The sequence below is a fragment of the Emticicia agri genome, from assembly GCF_004168285.1.
Classification (GTDB): Bacteria; Bacteroidota; Bacteroidia; order Cytophagales; family Spirosomataceae; genus Emticicia; species Emticicia agri.
In genome coordinates this window covers 221397-240225 of sequence record NZ_SEWF01000002.1, presented here as the reverse complement: position 1 = coordinate 240225, position 18829 = coordinate 221397, and the positions used below count along the sequence as shown (strand labels likewise).

The following is an 18829-nucleotide window of genomic DNA, read 5'->3' as shown; positions in this document are numbered from 1 at the left end:
TAATTATCTTAAAGAGGCTGATGTTGCCGCTCCGCCTGTAGCAGCGGTGGTGCTATCTGTACTTGCCGGTGCAGCAGGCATGATGTATTTCATCGCTTTACCTTGCAGGTTAGCAGGTACTTTTTCCATAAACTCAGGCTTAGAGGCAAGCAATGATTTTTGTTCTTTCTTCCACTTTTCATATTCTGCCGGCTCATCTACTATTAAAGTAAGTTTCATAGCAAAGTGGCTACGACCACAAACCTCTGTACAAGCAATCTCATATTTAAAATCAGGATTCCCTAATTCTGCACGCATATCAGCCGTACTTTTGTCGGCAACAAACCAGAACTTGGTTGGCATACCCGGTACAGCGTCCATTTTTACACGCATATGAGGGATAAACACACTGTGCAATACATCTCTTGCTCTGATTTTCAATAATACAGGTTTGCCTTTCGGAATGTGCATTTCTGTATTACTTGTGAAATCATCAAACGAGTTTTCATCGGTAAAATCAATACCGAATTCGTTACCCTCGGCATCATTAATCAACTTATAACTGTAATTACCTAATTTTTCGTTATCAACACCACCATAACGCACTTGCCAGCCGAATTGTTTTCCCATGATTTCAATTACCTCTGCATCTTTTGGTGCATCTGACATTACGCTGTTCCACACCTTAAGACCTGTAAATACCAACCCGGCCATCACAAGTGCCGGTATCAAAGTCCAGACAATTTCAAGTGTGTTATTATGAGGATAGAAATAAGCTTTTCTATCTTTTTTATATCTGTATTTTAATGGAAAATAGAATAAGACAGAATTCACCACAAGAAATGCTACTGTGATTACAGCCATACCGAACCAGAACCAGTAGTCGGTTTCTTTACCATGCACCGATGATGCTGTTGGTAAATCTCCGAAAGATATCAGGAAGTCTTTTTTCGCATATTCAAATGACCAGACAACTCCGATTACACTCAGAATCCAAAACACAAACAACCCGATAGCATTCATATTGTTTGCTCCATCAGTAATCGTATCTTCTACTTCTGACTCTGACTTATCTTTGACACCTTTCAATAGAGTTTGGGTTTTAGAAATAACCATAATGGTTAAAATCAAAAACACAACAGCTAAAATAACAATTAATAAGGTCATGTTACTAAAATTTTACAAGTTATAAGTGCTTAATCCTTGTATGCTTTAAAATTAAAACTTTTTAAAATTATCTAATAAGCTATTAGATATCGTGGTGCAAACTTTCTTCCAGGAATGGGTGTTTTTTCGGATATAGATTTGCTTTTGACAATGTGTTTGCTACAAAGTAGATAAACAATGAAGCAAATGTCAGCGTTGTTCCCCACTCAATAATACCTATACCTCCCTGATCTTTAGCAATACCCGGCATGTGCATCTGATAGAAGTCAAACCAGTGCCCTACCAGAATAGAACCGCAACCCAATTTCAATAATGTTGGTCTTCTTTTTGAATCTCTTGCCATCAGAATCAGAATCGGGAAAAAGAAATTCAAAACAAAGTTAATATGGAATGGCCACCAGTAACGTCCGTCATGACCTGTGAAACGCTCACGGAAATAGATAGTTTCTTCAGGTAAGTTGGCATAGAAAATTAATAGATACTGCGAGAACCAAACATAAGTCCAGAAAATTGAGAAACCAAAAATGAATTTACCTAAATCGTGAAGATGACTATCATTTACTGCTTTCAAATATCCTTTGTCTTTTAGTATCAGAATAGCATACATCAAGGCCGCTAAACCTGCTACGTGCCAGCTCGCCAGGTGATACCAACCGAACATAGTTGAGAACCAGTGTGTATCAATTGACATCGATAAATCCCAGGCTGATGTTGAAGAAGTAACGGCAAAGAATAATAAGAATATCTTGGCAACATTACGGCTTTTGTAATAATACTCCAATCCGCCTTCCTGCTCTTCTGCAATAGAGTATTTACGTACCAATGTCCACAAATAGTACCATACACCAACATAAGCTAATAAACGGATGGTAAAGAATGGCATATTCAGGTACCACGATTTAGTTGCAATGATTTTATCATAGTTCTCGCTTCCTTTATCCATAATACCCTCATGAGTCCAATGGTAAATCATGTGGCGGGTAGAAGGGATAAGAAAGAGTATAATGATAATAGCACCCGGTACCCAGATAAATGATGGGAAAGCCTCAGCTACACGTTTAATTGATACTGACCAACCTGCTTTTGCTACATAATTATATGAAATGAAGAACATTCCGACAACCGAAATCCCAAGAAAATAAACGCTGTTCATCCATAGGTTAGCAATGATGCGATTAATCAAAGTTGGGCCATGATGTTCACCTCCGCCATGTGCAGCAGCAGCGTGAGCATCGTGTCCGGCGGCGGCAGCATCGTGCCCTGCACCATGCGATTCCCAAACACCTATTGACCAGCCTTTATTTAAAAGAAATGCTCCGATAGCAACCAACACTACACCTAAGGCTGCAGCAATTAATAATTTGCTTCTTGATTCGGATGTAAACTCAAATCTTTCTTCTGTTGAAGGAATTCCGTGAGTATTATGAGCCATTATTCTTGAAATTTTAACCTCGCCCCTACAGAGAGGTAATCATTATAATATTTCCTAACACGCCCCTTTAGGGATGGGGGTGCGTTATTAATTTCCTAATTGTAATCTGTGTACGTAATGTACTATCTTCCAGCGTTCTTCAGGATTTACCTGAGAAGCATGAGGCCACATACGTCCTTTACCGTAAGTAATTACATGGTAGATATGGCCGTCATTCATGTTTTTGTAGGCGTCACTGGCATAGTTAGGCACACCTTTATAAACTTTACCAACCGGGCCATCACCTGCACCTTTTTCGCCGTGGCAATGCGCACAGTTTCTTTCATACAATGCCTGACCTTCCGTTTCTACTGCATCCGACCAAGGTATTGGATTTTTCAAGGTTGCTTCTGCTACCGCAATACTATCTGCAGGTAAATTATATATCATCAGGTCGTTTACTACTGTGCTGTCATCCTGTAAGAATGACGTATGGTAATTTGTACGGGCAACAGTACCTGGTACCGGCTGACGCATATTTTTTCCGTCAGGATTAATCGTATTTTCACGCCATTGTGTCAATGGCTCGTAAGCACGAGAGTTGTACATATTTGGAGCAAACTCCCAACCTGTACTATTGTTATCATGACATGATGACAAAACAACTGTTGAGAAAGTTGTTACTGCTACCGCAAGCGTGATATTTCGGACTGAAAATTTCATTTGAAAACAAATTAATGTATTATTGTATGAGTCAGTTGGCTGATACTCATCAATGTTCTGTATATATATTGGTTGGATTAGCCTTTGCAGGTCTATTCCTTGTTTTCTTTCACTAAACTTCTTTCACATTTACCTCAGAAGCACCTGATTCTTTCAGAATATCAGTGATTTCAAGTTCTGACAATTTGTTTTTTGATAAATCAATTGCCATAATGAATTTGTCGTCAGTACTTCTTACATCAAAAATAACTGGTTTAGCAGTTGGCCCCATCCCTTCCATCACAAAGAAAGTGAAAGACATACCAAACGAAGCCAAAAGGACTGTCAGCTCAAATATAATCGGAACGTTGGTTGGCCAAGGGAAAAAGTTCTTACCACCTACATTGATAGGCCAGTCAATTCCCATTGTCCAGAAAGTTAACAATAAAGCACAACAGGTTCCGGTTATACCAAACAAGAAAGCTGCGATACCCATTCTTGGGCGGTCGTATCCTAAGGCACGATCAAGGCCGTGTATAGCAAAAGGAGTATATACTTCGTGGATTTTCACGCCACTGTGTCTTACTTCTCCGACTGCATGTAATACTTCATCCTCGTCGTCAAAAACACCAACTAAATATTTGTTATCTGCCATTGTCTGATAATGGTTTCTTAATTCTAATGATTATGCTTTTTTCTTTATTTTTTCAGGATATTTCTCTGATGATGATTTCAATACAGATTTTACCTCAGCCATATTAATAACCGGTAAGAACTTCGAGAATAAGAAGAACGCTGTAAAGAAGAAACCAAAGGAGAAAATATAGTCTGAAATATCTCCCAATCGAGGAGTGAAATAAGTCCAGCTTGATGGAAGATAGTCTCTGTGAAGCGAAGTTACGATAATTACGAAACGCTCAAACCACATACCAATGTTTACCACAACTGCCATTACAAAAGATACCACGATATTTCTGCGGATGCTTTCAAACCAGAACAACTGAGGAGAAAGTACGTTACAGGTCATCATGGCTGCATAAGACCACCAAAGTGGACCAGTAGCACGGTTGATGAACGCATATTTTTCGTATTCAACCCCTGAGTAAGCGGCAATAAAGAACTCTGTAATATAGGCAATACCTACCACTGACCCCGTAAGTGTAATGATTTTGTTCATTAAAGAGATGTGATCTAAGGTCACATAATCTTCTAATTTATATACCACACGTGTTACAAGCATCAGGTTTTGAACCATAGCGAAACCTGAGAAAATGGCACCTGCCACGAAATATGGAGGGAAGATAGTTGTATGCCAGCCCGGAATGACCGAAGTAGCAAAGTCGAATGATACGATAGTGTGAACTGAAAGTACCAGTGGCGTAGAAAGACCTGCAAGGATTAATGAAATGTCTTCATATCTTGCCCATGATTTTGCACCGCCTGTCCAGCCGATAGCTAAAGCACCATATACTTTCTTACGCATACCTGTTGCACGGTCACGGATAGTAGCCAAATCAGGAATCATACCAATATACCAGAACAAACAAGATACTGAGAAGTAAGTCGAGATAGCAAACACGTCCCAAACTAATGGAGAGTTAAAGTTTACCCACAAAGAACCAAATGTATTAGGCAATGGTAATGCGAAGTAAGCTAACCACGGACGCCCCATGTGCATGACGATGAATGACGCCGCACAAATTACGGCAAAAATGGTCATCGCCTCAGCAGCACGGTTGATAGATGTTCTCCATTTCTGACGGAATAGTAGCAATACGGCAGAGATAAGTGTACCAGCGTGACCAATACCTACCCACCATACAAAGTTGGTAATATCCCATGCCCAACCTACTGTTTTGTTCAATCCCCACACACCAAGACCTTCCCACCAAGTCCAGCATACCCAGGCAGTACCATACAATAATACCAATACTGAGATACCAAATGCTACTTTCCACTCTTTAGTAGGTTTTGCTTCAACATGTCTACTAATATCTTCTGTTATATCGTGGTAAGACTTACCATTCAATACCAGCTTCTCTCTTATAGGTGAAACTACGTGCATAGTTTTTTTTGTTTATTGAAATGCTATTATCTTAATTAAAAACGACTTCTTCAGTCAAAATTATGAATGTGCTCCGCTTGCGTGTTCTGATGGTTTTGTTTCAGTTTTTGGCGCACCTTCTTTGTTACGAATCTTAGTCAGATAAGTCATTTGTGGCTGAACGTTGATTTCCTCCAGTACATGGAATGCTCTTCCTTCTTTTTCTACTGCCAGGGTCTTAGAGATTTGTGATTCTGGGTCTAACATATCACCAAATACGATGGCATTAGTAGGACAAGACTGAGAACAAGCTGTCTGGATTTCTCCATCAACCGGGCGACGTTTTTGTTTCTTAGCCTCTAATTTACCTAATTGAATACGTTGCACACACATCGAACATTTTTCGATTACCCCTCTTGAACGAACTGTTACGTCAGGGTTCAACACCATACGACCTAAGTCGTTGTTCATGTTGTAATCAAAATTATCGTTTTCAAAATACTTGAACCAGTTGAAACGACGTACTTTATATGGACAGTTGTTGGCACAATAACGAGTACCGATACAACGGTTATAGGTCATTTGGTTAAGACCTTCTGAACTATGTGTAGTGGCTAATACCGGACAAACTGTTTCGCAAGGCGCATTTGAACAGTGTTGACACATCATTGGCTGGAACACTACATCAGGATTCTCAGAAGCTATTTCCATTGCTCTGAAACCAGCCGGGCTATAACCCTCCTCGTGTGGTGCATCAGAACTATAATAACGATCCAGACGAATCCAGTGCATTTCTCTGGCACGTGCTACCTCGGCTTTACCAACAACAGGAATGTTGTTTTCGGCCTGGCAACTTACCAAACATGAACCACAACCATGACAAAGGTTCAGGTCAATTACCATTCCCCAGCTATGGTTTTTCTTCTCATGCCCGTTCCAGAGTGTAATCTGACCCGGTTTTTTAAATCCTTCTGAAGTTTGTAATTTAGGCTCAAAACGACCTGCTTTTACGTTCTTCACATATTCGCTCAACACCGACTCCTGAATAACAGCCTCACGGCCCATTACCGTATTATGTGTTTGTGTCTGCGCTAATGTATAACCGCTCTTCGTTTTTTCAAGTTTAACATCACTTGCCCAGTACTGTCCGTTTGATACCAATGGTAAAACATTAGCACCTACGTTTCCGGCTTTACCTGCGGCAGTACGTCCGTATCCTATAGCTACAGAAACAGTATTATGCGCCTGACCAGGCTGAATCAGTACAGGTAATTCGATGGTTTTACCACCTACTGTCAATTTTGCCCAGTCACCTTGATCGATACCTACTTCTGTTGCTGTTTTTTGCGAAATAGCAATGGTATTTTCCCAGGTTACTTTTGAAATCGGGTCTGGCATCTCCTGTAACCAAGGGTTATTTGCCTGAGTACCTGTGCCGATAGAAATATTTTCAAAAGCTGACAATTCAATACCTGAACCTTTGATACTTGCAATAGCAGTGGCTGCATTGGCAAGATTTCCGGCAAATGAGGCACCTGAGGCTACTACACTTGCACCCGGCTCATATACTCCATCGTGCAATGCCTGTACCCATGATTTACCCCCATTTAAAATACTTTTCCAGCTTGATTTCAGGTAAGCCTGATAATCGCCTGAACCACCAGCCCAAATCAATAAACTTGACTCAGCCTGACGTGTATTATAAATTAAAGAAATGGTTGGCTGCATTAATGAGTAGAACCCTTTCTTAGGTTCTGCATCACCCCATGACTCTAAATAATGAGGAGCAGGAGCAATATATTTACATTTAGCCGCTGTTTCATCAGCATTAGCTGCAAATGAGACAGAAGTAGCTACTCTACCAAGAGCTTCTCCTAATTCTGCACCTCTGATGTGGTCATATACAGGATTTGAAAGGAAGATTACTGAAGAGACCTGACCGCCTTTTACTTCGTTGATGAAGGCGTTCATGTCAGCATCGTTTCCTTGACGGAAGTTTACCGGGTTTCCTAAGTCAATAGTTGTTCCGTAGCTTCCTAACAGGCTATTCAAGGCATTAACAACGGTCTGAATAGCCGGATTGTTTGAACCTGACACTACCAATGCGGCACCTTTGGCGGCTGCCAGTTCTTTGGCACATTTATCAAGGTTCTGTATTTCAATAGCAGGACCTGAAATGGGTGTACCACCTAAAGCAGCTGCTACCTTATTATATAGGGCTACTACTACCGCTCCTTCCTGCGAAGGTTTAATCATTGAACGATAGTCAGAAGAAGCACCTGTAATAGTCATTCCGGTTTCAAACTGGAAATGACGAGACATTTCATTTTTACCACCTGATTTGGAACTGCTCAAACGACGGGTTTCAGCCCATTGTGCAGCAAATACATCAGGAGCAATCCAGGTACCTAAAAAGTCGGCATTAATACCTACCATTACTTTGGCTTTACCAAAATCATAGCTTGGTACAACTGCCTGTCCAAACGATTCGCTATTTGCCTGAATTAATCCTGAAACAGAATTGGCATCATAGGTAATATGCTTAGCAGTAGGGTACTTGGTAATAAAATCAGCAATAACTTTCTTGAATGTAGGAGAAAGAATGGTATTTGATACGATTCGGATATTGCCACCTTTTGATAGTCCTGCTACCACTTCTTTGTCAAGGTCTGCCCACGAAATCTTTGAACCACCTTTTTGAGGCTCTTTTAGTTTTTCGTTGTCATAAAGACTTAGAACCGAAGCGTGAACTCTTGCACTTACACCACCTTTGGTAAGGCTCGACATCTTGTTTCCTTCAATTTTGATAGGACGTCCCTCACGGGTCTTTACCAAGATGCTTGAGTAATCGCCGCCCTCTGCGTAAGTTGAGGCATACCAGTTAGCAATACCAGGTTCAACATCTTCAGGCTTGTTAAGATAAGGAATAGCCTTACGAACAGGTGCATCGCAAGCTGCCAGAGAAACGGCTGCTAACCCAAAACCTAACACTTTTAAGAAATCACGGCGATGTGTAGGTTCGACTGTGTCAATATCGTCTAAATTAAATTCACGATTAGCGTTTTTTACAAACTCAATATCGTTTTTTAATTCTTCAACCCCTTTCCAATACCTTTTATTAGTATTCTCCATGAGCATAACTGCTGATTTAAGTATTTATATGTTAAATCCTTATTAAAGGGACTTAATATCTTTTGATTAATTTATTCTAAAACTGTACTGATTATATTTCAAGATTAATAGTGGCATCTTGCACACTCTAATCCACCTATATCTTCCACTTTCATGCTTCCTTTACTCACAGCGCTATGTGCTTCCATTAACTTGTCGTAGTAAGCATTATCTTTACCGTTTACTTCGGTTTTGCGGTGACAATCAACACACCAGCCCATAGTTAGCGTAGAACGTTGTTGTACAACTTCCATCTTGTCAATATCGCCGTGGCAGTTTTTACAATCCAATCCACCAACATTGGTATGTTGTGCGTGGTTGAAGTAAGCAAGGTCTGGCAGGTTATGTACACGTACCCATTCAATTGGCTTATCTTCTTTGATAGCTGTATAAATCTTCTGAATTTCAGGCGACTCACGTTTAATAGTATTGTGGCAGTTCATACAGATATTGGCAGAAGGAATACCCGATTGTTTTCCTTTATATACACCTGTGTGACAATACGCACAGTTGATTTTCATTTCGCCTGCGTGCAATTTATGAGAGAAAGAGATAGGTTGTTTAGGAGCATATCCCTGATGAACACCTATACCATAAAGACCATCGAAAGTAGCTTTGGTTGCTAAAAGAATAAACACCCAGGTAATGGCAATACGAACAGTTCTGTTAGCGACAATATCTTTAAAGCCAGACTGTAATTTTTCACCGACAGATTTACCCGAAGTAGTTTCGGCTCCTTCTGTTTTATCTGTCAGTTTGTTTAACAATTGCAGAATTCCAAGTAAGGCTACTAAAACCAGACCCATAATTACCAACAACGCAATCAGGATAACATTCACAAACTTTCCGCTTCCGGTATCACCGCTTTGAGCTACAGGAGTAGTTCCTGGTGCGCTTGCTGTAGGGGCAGGAGCCGCATTTACCTGAGTTACATACGCCAGAATTGCTTTCACATCATCGTCTGTGAAGTTCGGGAAAGCGGTCATCTGGGTTTTGTTAAACTTATTGAAGATTTCGTTGGCATACTTATCGCCACTCGCCACCATACCCATCGGATTGTTAATCCATTTTTTAAGCCAGGCAAAATCTCTGCGAGATTCAACTCCGGCCAAACCAGGTCCTACTATTTGTTCGTTAGTAGCAGCATGACATTGGGCACAGTTACCTTTAAATAATTGTTCTCCTTTTGCTGCATCGCCTCCCCCAGCAGGAGCTGCTGTAGTAGCTGTTGAATCTTGTGCAAATGCGTTGCTGAAAGAAATTGTAACAACAACAGCAAGAGCTAAAAGTGATTTATAAAAATTACGAATCATATTATATGTAAGTAGTATAACCTAATTTTCTGACTGCAAAACTACGCCACGATTGTTTTCAATCAAATAGGTTTTTTAACTTTTTTTATTTTTTACAGTAATTTAGAATAATTTTAAATAAAAACATAAACACCTGATTACAAGTAATTTAACAAAAAATACCATTCCGCAATTCACGTATGGTGATAGAGCTGGAATGGTATTTTTGCAAGATTATACACGCATCTGAAACGTATATTCATCAGTGATTGTTAGTTTTTTTTAGTTCAGGTAAGGGTTTATTCCTGGTGCAAATATACAGCCAAGCACTCGCTATTACAATAGTTCCGGTTAATTTTCTACTTTTTTAATCTTTCTCTCTTTTTTTATCAGCATTTTTCTTCACTATAATTCTGCTCAACTCATTCAATATAAATATTTTGTATTTTTACTAACTATTATACGTTTACTGAATTTTAAAGCATTTTTAAGGAAAAACTAATATGCCGCTCATCTACAAAACCGATGTAATACCCACTTCCGAACAAATTATTGAGCTATACGAAAATGCCGGATTACCCAGACCTACGCACGATACTGAACGAATTGGCAAAATGTATGCCAATGCCAACTTAATAGTTACAGCCTGGGATAACGAATTGCTGATTGGTGTTTCACGTGCAATTACCGACTGGGTATGGTGCTGTTATCTGGCCGATTTAGCTGTACGGAAAGACTATAAAGCGTCTGGTATCGGAAAGCAATTGGTAAAACTTACCAAAGAAAAAGCAGGCGAACAATCAATGGTTTTGCTGCTATCAGTACCAACAGCTATGGAGTATTATCCGAAAATAGGAATGGAAAAAGTGGATAATGGCTTTATCATTTTCAGAGAAAAATAATTTTTCACTCCGACTTCACATTTATAAAGAAGCAATAATTCCACAAGCAGCTTTGAAAAACATCAGCCCATCAATGATAATGAGGTAGAAAAATATATTCCGCCTTTCCTTCAAAGCATAACATACGCTTATCATAGCTACAAAAGGCAGTACATTCAGGATAAGTCTTGTTTGTGAGAAATGGTTAAAAGTACCAAAAATCAGAAAACTTATTAATCCGGCAATGGTTAAAGGCAGAATAATACTAAAAATAGTAAACCTGAGCCCTTTCTTTACCACAAAGGTTTTAACATTATGGTTAGAATCAGTAGCATAGTCTTTAATATCAAACATAATACACAAGACAGATACAAACATGAAATTTTTCAGCAGTAACCACCACCCTATTGGACTGATACCCTGCCCGCTCTGGTGGGTAAGGTTATAAAAAATAATAGGTGCAATGGTAATAAGCCCTGCCCATGTAAAACCTATGACAAAAGGTTTGAGCCAGCCTATTTTTCTTAAATTGTATCTGGGTAAGAAACTAAGACCATAATAAAATATAGCAGCTAATGGCGTCAGTAATAAAGGAATTAGTTGATTGAGGCGAATATGCCATAACTCGTGCCAATAAGTATAAACAATATAGAGACCTACGATGATACCAAGTAACAGGCAAAATAACTGACTGTATTTAACAAAAGTCTTATGCTGAATATACCAGTTAGTTCTTGGATTTTTAGACGAGCTTAAAGCGGGGTCGGTAATGTAAGCTAATGTATAAAACCAGACTGTAAGCGCAAAGACCAGTCCATAATAATAGGGTTTATTCAATGGATATTCCTGTTGCAAGGCCGCTTCTATTGAAAGCGCTACGGCACATATCCCATAAAAATAGTTACCAAAGAAAAACCCTTTTATCACCGACTGAAACATCTAACCCATTTTAATAATCCGACTCTCTGCTAACGCATCTGAAACCTTTTTTGTTTCGGATTTCAATGCCTCTACTTTATAAAACGGTTTCTTAATCGTTTAGCAATCTCCATAGGTCGCTCTGCTTTCATTTCGTTCGGCTGAATCATAATCCTGTTATTTGTGTGTGAACATGAAATATTCTTTTATTCATTGATTGCTCTATTGATCTAAATAGGGGTTGTTTCTGCTACTTTCTGTAAATCTTTCCAACCATACCCTCCATGAAATTGCCGGTTAGCACCATACAATCTTTTTCCGCCCATAGCCTCATGAAACCCACAGGAAGGATTTTCGGGAACGCCAAACAAAACCATTGAAGCAATGCCATTATCAAGGAAACGCCTGGAAACATGCCCTACCAATTTAGCACCAAAGCCTAATCGCTGATAGTTTCTTAGTACATAAATCTTATTGAGTTCGCCTGCATAATCAGGCAGGTCTCCTGAGGCATATGGCTTGCCTTTGGCATACCCTATCAGCCGATTTGTATGGGTATTTTCAATAACAAAACAAAACCACCCCTCATTTGTTCGACTGAAAAAATCTTTCCAGTGCCGATGGATATACTCACGGGATAGTTTATGTTTTGAATTAGAATAGGTTTCGTACCAGGTCTGGATATGCAGGGTTACTAAATCATCAATGTCTTTCGCAACTGCTTCACGGATGATGAAAGATGAAAGCGTTTCTCCATTTTTGTGGAGCAAACGTTTATTGGTACTACTGGACGGTCGTTTAAGCCCCAGTATAAACCGAAGAACGGAGTTTGTAAAGTTTTTCATAATTTGTATTTTAGCTATACGTAAAAATACAAATTTTTGGAAAAAGGAAACATTATTCCCTATTATTATTAATTACAGGTTGCCATTCTTTTTTATCAATAGTTGTTGTATCAACTGGCCATCTGAAATTGAATAGCGGCGTAATTGGCTTTAAATACAATATGTCATAATCATTATCGGTTGTTGCGCCACAGTCAAAACTTCTTTTTACGATTTTTTCATTTCCATTTGTTTTAATGTACAAATCACGGACTTCACGATTTTTACAAAGACCGATAGCAAATATAGAAAAGGCTATAATAGAAATGATAAGAATCGGAATTGTTATAAGTGCCTTAATCCATGTTTTTAGATTGGCATTTTTAAGATAGAAATAAATCATAAGCCACACGAATATTGCAACTACTAAACCTAAGTTATGATAGTATTTAAAGGCTTCTCTGAATTGAAAGGATTTGAACTCAACAGGAATTAAAAGGCTTATTACTTTCATTGAAAAAAGTATAAGACATAGACGGTCAACAATATTACTGACTGCTATTTTTGAAATTTTGCTTGACATAAGAAGAAGTCACATCTAATATAGAAAGTACTTCAATGTAGCAATTTCTATCATTTCAACTCATAGAATTTTCAGATTTATTTGATACCTGAAATCACATTTACTCGCCCCGTTAGCAATAGTATCAGTGCGTATCATGGATAACCCTGCTAAACTGGTTGTATATTTATCAACCTCGCACAAAATTGAGACGTATTTCTGGTAATTATGTTTTTTGAAAAGTTTACAGATACCACATTCTATAATATCAACGCCATAGCCCAAGCCGTTTGTCTGTTTTTTATCGGTAATAATATGGGCAACAAAACCTTCAGGGTTTCCTCTCTGCCCGACCTTTTTTGCAAAAGCTTTAATCATATATCTGCCAAAAGTGGTTCTTACCAGTTTAACGGGTAATTTTTTTAAAACCGCCTGCCACTGGGTTTTAGGGCGTAGATATTCTGTAATGGTAAAAAGAGCTACTTCTCTTATTTTTTCAAAACTTTCCCCTGCTTTATCTAATACTATAATTAATGCCAGAAAATAAGCTGATAAATCAAGTCGCCTGTCCATCGGATTAGCTGATGTTTTAGCAAAACTGACGTCTTCTTTTAATTCCTTGTATTGGGCATCAATATCGTCTGCTAATTCCTTGGCATATTTTGGATAGAAGCTATCAAGTGCTTTTCTGAAATAGCGTTTATAAGGTGGCTCTTTTTTGAGGTATCTAAAAAGACCTACCGAACCAGCTATCAGAGGTAATATAAACAGGTATTCATTTTTCCATAAGCCTTGTTTAGCTAAATAAGCACCCACACTTAAAATAATCAGCCATTTGATAACCACATAACCAATGGCAAAGAGAATGCTTTTTTTTGATAGTGTTTTTATTGAATGTATCATTGTTTCATATTTTTCCACAAATATAAAAATAAAATTTAGATTAATCTAAATTTTATTTTAGTCAAACAACAACCACATAAAAACTGAACAACAAAAAAGGGAACATACCGTTTGGCACATTCCCTTTCTACATGTATCACGATTTTTCAAATCGTCCATACGACTAACCGCATAGAATTAATGTATATAAATCATACTCTGCGGATTAATATTCCATTGGTATTTCTGAGCCTCACTAAAGTTCTTAAAATCCATTCTTTCACCTAAGATAATTTCTTTATATGCCTGAAACATCTGTCTTGCGGCAATCATCGGAGACATTCGCCCTACTCCTGTACAAAGTCCGGGAATAGCAACTAAATTAATTCCAGGCTCATTTTTAGCTTTAATTAAAATAGCCTTCATTGCCAGATAAGCATTGACAGAGGTATCAATATTAAAATTCATCGGCACACGCATAGTAGGCGCAGAAATCAGGAAAGGAATAGTACTATCGCCCGTTTCCAGTACAATAGCCTGTCCAACCAAAAGCTCGCCTTCGGGCAGGTCTTTGATGCGTTGTTGTAGTTTTTTCTCCAAATCCCAACCGAATCTTTCTGAGAGGGCATAGTCAAGACCTCCGTCCATGAAACCAAAAGAATTAGCAGGGCTCACAATGGCATCACATGCAAGTTGTGTAATGTCTGTTTCAATAATCGACACATTTGGTTCTTCTCCAAAAAATGTATTCCAGGCACTTATCAGCCTGTAGTCAACAGCAGCTAAAATAATTTTCATTGTATGATAAATAGTAAAGTTTTCCATTGCCCGCGCAGCATGGTAGCAATGGTTTTATCCTTCAAAGATAACATAAAGACTTTAAGCCAACAAAAAAGGGAACATACCGTTTGGCACATTCCCTTTTGCGTATGCAGTTTGACGAACGCAAATGAGATTACGATGTCGGATATTTCTTCATGATTTTGCTGACACCCTTTTCAATCTGCTTGTCGATTTTACGATCATTCAAGGCCGCTGAAATACTTCCCTGCCAAACCAGTTTATTGGTTTTAGCATCAATGGCATCAATCACTAAAGTACCTTTGGTATATGAATAAGGTGCAGAATAACCTCCACCATAATATCCCATATTATATGGTACTATAAATCTACCCACACGGGTATATCCAATCATCGGACGCATTGGACTGTAAAAACCACGAGTGGTTTCTTTCTCAGTATCAGTATGGAACCTCAACAACAAGTCCGGTTTCTTTGTATTGATATTCATACCCTTCTTCAACAAAATCTCATCAACGTTTGCCTGAATATTTTTAGTAATCAGGTGATTGTTGTATTGCGGATTCTGTGTCTGAATATCCGGTTGAATCCATGCAAACGAACGATAATCACCGAAATCAGCAGTTGGGTCTTTATGTGTACTTACCTGTGCTTTTGCGCTTGAAATGCCTAACCCAATCATCCCGATGAGTAAGGCCTTTTTAAACAGTTCCTTCATCTTTCCTTTACTCTTGAAATTTATTGTAACGCTTGGATTTACTATATTATATTAACATTAAACTATACTATATTAACGAAATTTAATCCAAATCAGTTTGTTGATTAGCTCATTATTCTGTTAAAGAATGTTAAAAAACAGGGAGGGAAAATGCCTCTTTTTCCTACACCAATTATCTTTAACCTGAACAGGATTTGAATTTGTGGAAATATACTTTTTAGACAAAAAATAGTCAACTTGGTTTAATACTGATTGGTATAATTTATAAAGATTTCTTTACTTTATTTTTATCATCATAGTGGTTTCAGGCAAAGCATATCGATCCTAAGCAGTTTCATGAATCCTCATTTTGAGGTCTAAATCGTCAAATTTCATCGGGGTATGCTTTAACTAAAAAATCATCATCTTTTATCTCAACAATATATAATTTATCAAAACCCTCAGTCAGGTCGGGTACTTCCAATTTTTTGTAAGTCCCTCTGATGCCAACTTCGGGGATATTTTCTTTACCCTCTCTAAAAGCATTTCTGTATAAGGCATCTTTTACATCCGACTTAAAATAGTACCCTATCACTTTATATTTACGCTGCCTGGCTGCCAGAATATATTTCTCTCTTTCTGCTTTAGTCGGATTGGTGTTATCTACCACAAAAGCCTGTTGCGTGCTCAGACACGCTTGCAGAAATACATCTTCCCGGTGGCGGTTTTTCAATAAATCAAGTGATATATGTACGTGAGTTCTGAAAAAATGTTTCTTGTAGAAAGTGGATTTACCTGTGGCCTGTATCCCACAAAATATAATGGCTTGCATGGTTTTAGTCACTTAGTCTGATACTATAATAAGTCAAAGATAAGTCTTAAAACCAATTCTTTTGCTACATATAATAAATAAAAAATCAGTTTATATAATCAAAATAATTAATTCCTTAACAAAACTAATAAACTCGTTTCAAAACTAAAAAATTAGTTATACATTTACTGAGATTCAAACTCTTATTAATATGTTAAAAATCTACCTCACCATCACTTGGCGAACGTTATTAAAGCATAAGGCTATCTCTCTGATTATGATTATTGGGCTGTCTTTAAGCATGGCAGCTTTTATGCTTATTACCCGATATGTATTTGATGAACTAAACTACGACTCGTTCCACGAGAATGCCGATAGGATTTATCGGATTCGTCTCAATGATTTCAAGAATAAAGTATTGACTAATAGCAGTGCTATAAGCTATTATGCAGAAGGACCTGCTATTAAAGAATCAATCCCAGAGATAGAAGATTTTGTGCGTTTGCATCGGGCAGAGGGTATGATTAATTATCGAAAATCCACCGGAGAGTCAGTGAGTTTTCAGGAGAAAAACGGGTTTTATGCCGATGCTTCTTTTTTCAGGGTCTTTTCATTCCCTTTAATCAAGGGCTCTGCTAATCATGTATTACAAAGTCTTCAGTCGGTAGTTATTTCGGCATCAATGGCCAGAAAATACTTTGGTCAGGAAGACCCCATTGGAAAAGTATTACAATTGACCTCTGAATGGCAGGGAGGAAACTATATAATAAGTGGTGTATTTGCCGATGTGCCTGACAATAGCCACTTCCATTTCGATTTTATTTTTGCTATCCAGAATCTGCTTAAAAACGACCAGTTTGTCAATGGTGGTTGGTATTGGACAAATTTTTATACCTATCTCCTACTTAAGCCCGATACTAAGGTTAATTCAGTAGAAAAAAATATTGCAACTGTTATTGAAAAACATCTCGGCCGCCTGTGGAAGAGATACAATATTCATCAGACCATGACCTTGCAGCCGCTCCGTGATATTCATTTGCATTCGCTCAGTGCTTCAGAAATAGAACCCGGCGGTAAGATGGAAATACTTTACGTATTAATAGCGGTCGCCTTATTGATTCTTGCCATAGGCTGGCTTAATTATATTAACCTTTCTACTGTGATGGGTATGGAAAGAGGTAAAGAGGTGGGTATCAGAAAGACATTAGGCTCAGAGAAACAACAATTAGTAGGTCAGTTTTTATTAGAATCATTCATTTTTAACTTGCTTGCCCTACTAATAGGCATCGGGCTTTTTCTGATTGCTACCCGATTTGTTACTCAGTCAGATTTTACTATTCTTTCTCAACCTGTCTTTTACCTGGCAATCCTAATCGTATTTTGCTTAGGGTTTATTTTATCAGGCATTTATCCGGCACTTGCGCTGTCTTCTTTCAAACCTATGATGGTTTTAAAGGGTCGCTTATCCACTAATTCCTCAGGTAAATTATTCCGTAAAGGCTTAGTGATTTTTCAGTTTTCAGCTTCTATTATGCTGATTATCTCTACCATTGTTATTAACCAGCAAATAAAATTTATGCAGCAGCAGGACTTAGGTATGAGTATCGACCAAAAACTGATTATCAATACGCCCAAAATATTACGTACTGGCAGTTTTACTAATGATATAGCCTTCTTTAAAGACCGGATTTTAGCTAATGCAGGCGTAAAAAATGTGACGGCTTCATCTTCCGTTCCGGGTCGGGAAATATTCTGGACAGCAGAATACCAACGTTTCCATGAAGCAGCCAATACTTTTAAACTCTGTCATATGGTAGCTGTTGACGAAGAGTTTATTGCTGCTTATGACATTAAACTACTGGCTGGCAGAAACTTTATGAAAGAAATAATTTTAGATGATAATACCGTCATTATCAATGAAACAGCTATGAAAGCTTTTGGTTTTGCAACACCTGAAAGTGCATTAAATCAGGAAATTGGTGATGTTTTACCTAAAAAGATTGTAGGCGTAGTAAAAGACTTCCATCAGGAATCATTGAAAAGCAATACGAAGCCGATTGTCTTTCAACATATTCCGTGGAATAGTGCCTATTTAACACTTACGGTACAAAGCCAGGATATAAAAAACACGTTATTTTTAATTGAAGAAATCTATAAAAATGCTTTCCCGAATAATGCTTTTGAATATTTCTTTCTTGATACTTATTTTCAGCAGCAATATGAGTCAGATGAACAATTAGCCACACTCTTTAACTGGTTTGCAGGTTTAGCTATTTACATTGCCTGTTTAGGCTTGTTAGGATTAGCCATGTTTACAGCCCGTAGTCGCACCAAAGAAATAGGAGTCCGAAAAGTATTAGGGGCTACTGTAGGCGGTATTGCCCTACTACTTTCAAAAGATTTTCTGAAACCTGTTCTTTGGGCAGTACTTATTGCTTCTCCACTGGCCTGGTATGCCATTCATTGGTGGTTACAAGGTTTTGCTTATAAAGTGTCTGTTCAATGGTGGGTATTTGTTGCAGGAGGAATGACCGCTATGCTGATTGCCATATTAACCATAAGTTTCCATAGTATTAAATCAGCTTTGATGAATCCGGTGAAGACGTTGAAGAGTGAGTAACCCCCAACCGCACGGCGAACCGTCCCTAAAGGGGAGTTTGGGTAAAAAATATAACTGTAAATTAGCT

The 18829-nt window shown here is 38.2% G+C and carries 16 protein-coding genes; 2 read left to right on the top strand and 14 right to left on the bottom strand.

Features of this window, described 5'->3' with window-relative positions; translation table 11 throughout:
• Positions 1–3 precede the first annotated feature (3 nt).
• The 7 genes from EWM59_RS02095 to EWM59_RS02065 form a co-directional block, all read right to left on the bottom strand.
• Entirely contained in the window at positions 4–1146 is a 1143-nt protein-coding gene (locus EWM59_RS02095) for a cytochrome c oxidase subunit II (RefSeq protein ID WP_130019287.1), read from the bottom strand.
• Positions 1147–1228: 82 nt separating this feature from the next.
• On the bottom strand, positions 1229–2578 hold the full coding sequence (locus EWM59_RS02090) for a quinol:cytochrome C oxidoreductase (protein ID WP_130019286.1): 1350 nt from the start codon (positions 2576–2578) through the stop codon (positions 1229–1231).
• A gap of 87 nt (positions 2579–2665) precedes the next feature.
• Positions 2666–3280: a c-type cytochrome gene (locus EWM59_RS02085; protein WP_130019285.1), complete on the bottom strand. Its 615-nt coding sequence runs from the start codon at positions 3278–3280 to the stop codon at positions 2666–2668.
• Positions 3281–3392: 112 nt separating this feature from the next.
• Positions 3393–3914, bottom strand: a complete 522-nt coding sequence (locus EWM59_RS02080) for a DUF3341 domain-containing protein (RefSeq protein WP_130019284.1) — start codon at positions 3912–3914, stop codon at positions 3393–3395.
• Between the two features lie 30 nt (positions 3915–3944).
• Positions 3945–5324: an NrfD/PsrC family molybdoenzyme membrane anchor subunit gene (gene nrfD, locus EWM59_RS02075; RefSeq protein ID WP_130019283.1), complete on the bottom strand. Its 1380-nt coding sequence runs from the start codon at positions 5322–5324 to the stop codon at positions 3945–3947.
• Positions 5325–5384: 60 nt separating this feature from the next.
• Positions 5385–8435 (bottom strand): TAT-variant-translocated molybdopterin oxidoreductase, encoded by a 3051-nt coding sequence (locus EWM59_RS02070; RefSeq protein ID WP_130019282.1) that lies wholly within the window; start codon positions 8433–8435, stop codon positions 5385–5387.
• 104 nt (positions 8436–8539) lie between these two features.
• Positions 8540–9787, bottom strand: coding sequence for a c-type cytochrome (locus EWM59_RS02065; RefSeq protein ID WP_130019281.1), 1248 nt, complete (start codon positions 9785–9787; stop codon positions 8540–8542).
• A 482-nt stretch (positions 9788–10269) separates the two neighbouring features.
• Here EWM59_RS02065 and EWM59_RS02060 point away from each other — a divergent pair, with 482 nt between their 5' ends.
• Positions 10270–10668 (top strand): GNAT family N-acetyltransferase, encoded by a 399-nt coding sequence (locus EWM59_RS02060; protein WP_130019280.1) that lies wholly within the window; start codon positions 10270–10272, stop codon positions 10666–10668.
• 21 nt (positions 10669–10689) lie between these two features.
• Here EWM59_RS02060 and EWM59_RS02055 read toward each other — a convergent pair whose 3' ends face one another.
• The 7 genes from EWM59_RS02055 to EWM59_RS02025 all read right to left on the bottom strand — a co-directional run bounded on the left by EWM59_RS02055 (position 10690) and on the right by EWM59_RS02025 (position 16163).
• Positions 10690–11586, bottom strand: a complete 897-nt coding sequence (locus EWM59_RS02055) for a UbiA prenyltransferase family protein (RefSeq protein ID WP_130019279.1) — start codon at positions 11584–11586, stop codon at positions 10690–10692.
• 209 nt (positions 11587–11795) lie between these two features.
• On the bottom strand, positions 11796–12410 hold the full coding sequence (locus tag EWM59_RS02050) for a GNAT family N-acetyltransferase (protein ID WP_130019278.1): 615 nt from the start codon (positions 12408–12410) through the stop codon (positions 11796–11798).
• Between the two features lie 52 nt (positions 12411–12462).
• Positions 12463–12903 (bottom strand): hypothetical protein, encoded by a 441-nt coding sequence (locus EWM59_RS02045; protein ID WP_207219931.1) that lies wholly within the window; start codon positions 12901–12903, stop codon positions 12463–12465.
• Between the two features lie 129 nt (positions 12904–13032).
• A complete protein-coding gene (locus EWM59_RS02040; RefSeq protein ID WP_130019276.1) occupies positions 13033–13854 on the bottom strand; it encodes an L-2-amino-thiazoline-4-carboxylic acid hydrolase in 822 nt (273 codons plus the stop codon).
• Between the two features lie 177 nt (positions 13855–14031).
• The gene (locus tag EWM59_RS02035; protein WP_130019275.1) at positions 14032–14631 is read right to left on the bottom strand and encodes a macro domain-containing protein; all 600 of its coding nucleotides are present in this window, start codon (positions 14629–14631) and stop codon (positions 14032–14034) included.
• A 157-nt stretch (positions 14632–14788) separates the two neighbouring features.
• The gene (locus tag EWM59_RS02030; protein WP_130019274.1) at positions 14789–15352 is read right to left on the bottom strand and encodes a DUF4136 domain-containing protein; all 564 of its coding nucleotides are present in this window, start codon (positions 15350–15352) and stop codon (positions 14789–14791) included.
• 364 nt (positions 15353–15716) lie between these two features.
• A complete protein-coding gene (locus EWM59_RS02025) occupies positions 15717–16163 on the bottom strand; it encodes an AAA family ATPase (RefSeq protein ID WP_130019273.1) in 447 nt (148 codons plus the stop codon).
• A 190-nt stretch (positions 16164–16353) separates the two neighbouring features.
• Between EWM59_RS02025 and EWM59_RS02020 the strand changes: the two genes are divergently transcribed.
• The gene (locus EWM59_RS02020; RefSeq protein ID WP_130019272.1) at positions 16354–18762 is read left to right on the top strand and encodes an ABC transporter permease; all 2409 of its coding nucleotides are present in this window, start codon (positions 16354–16356) and stop codon (positions 18760–18762) included.
• Positions 18763–18829: the final 67 nt, after the last annotated feature.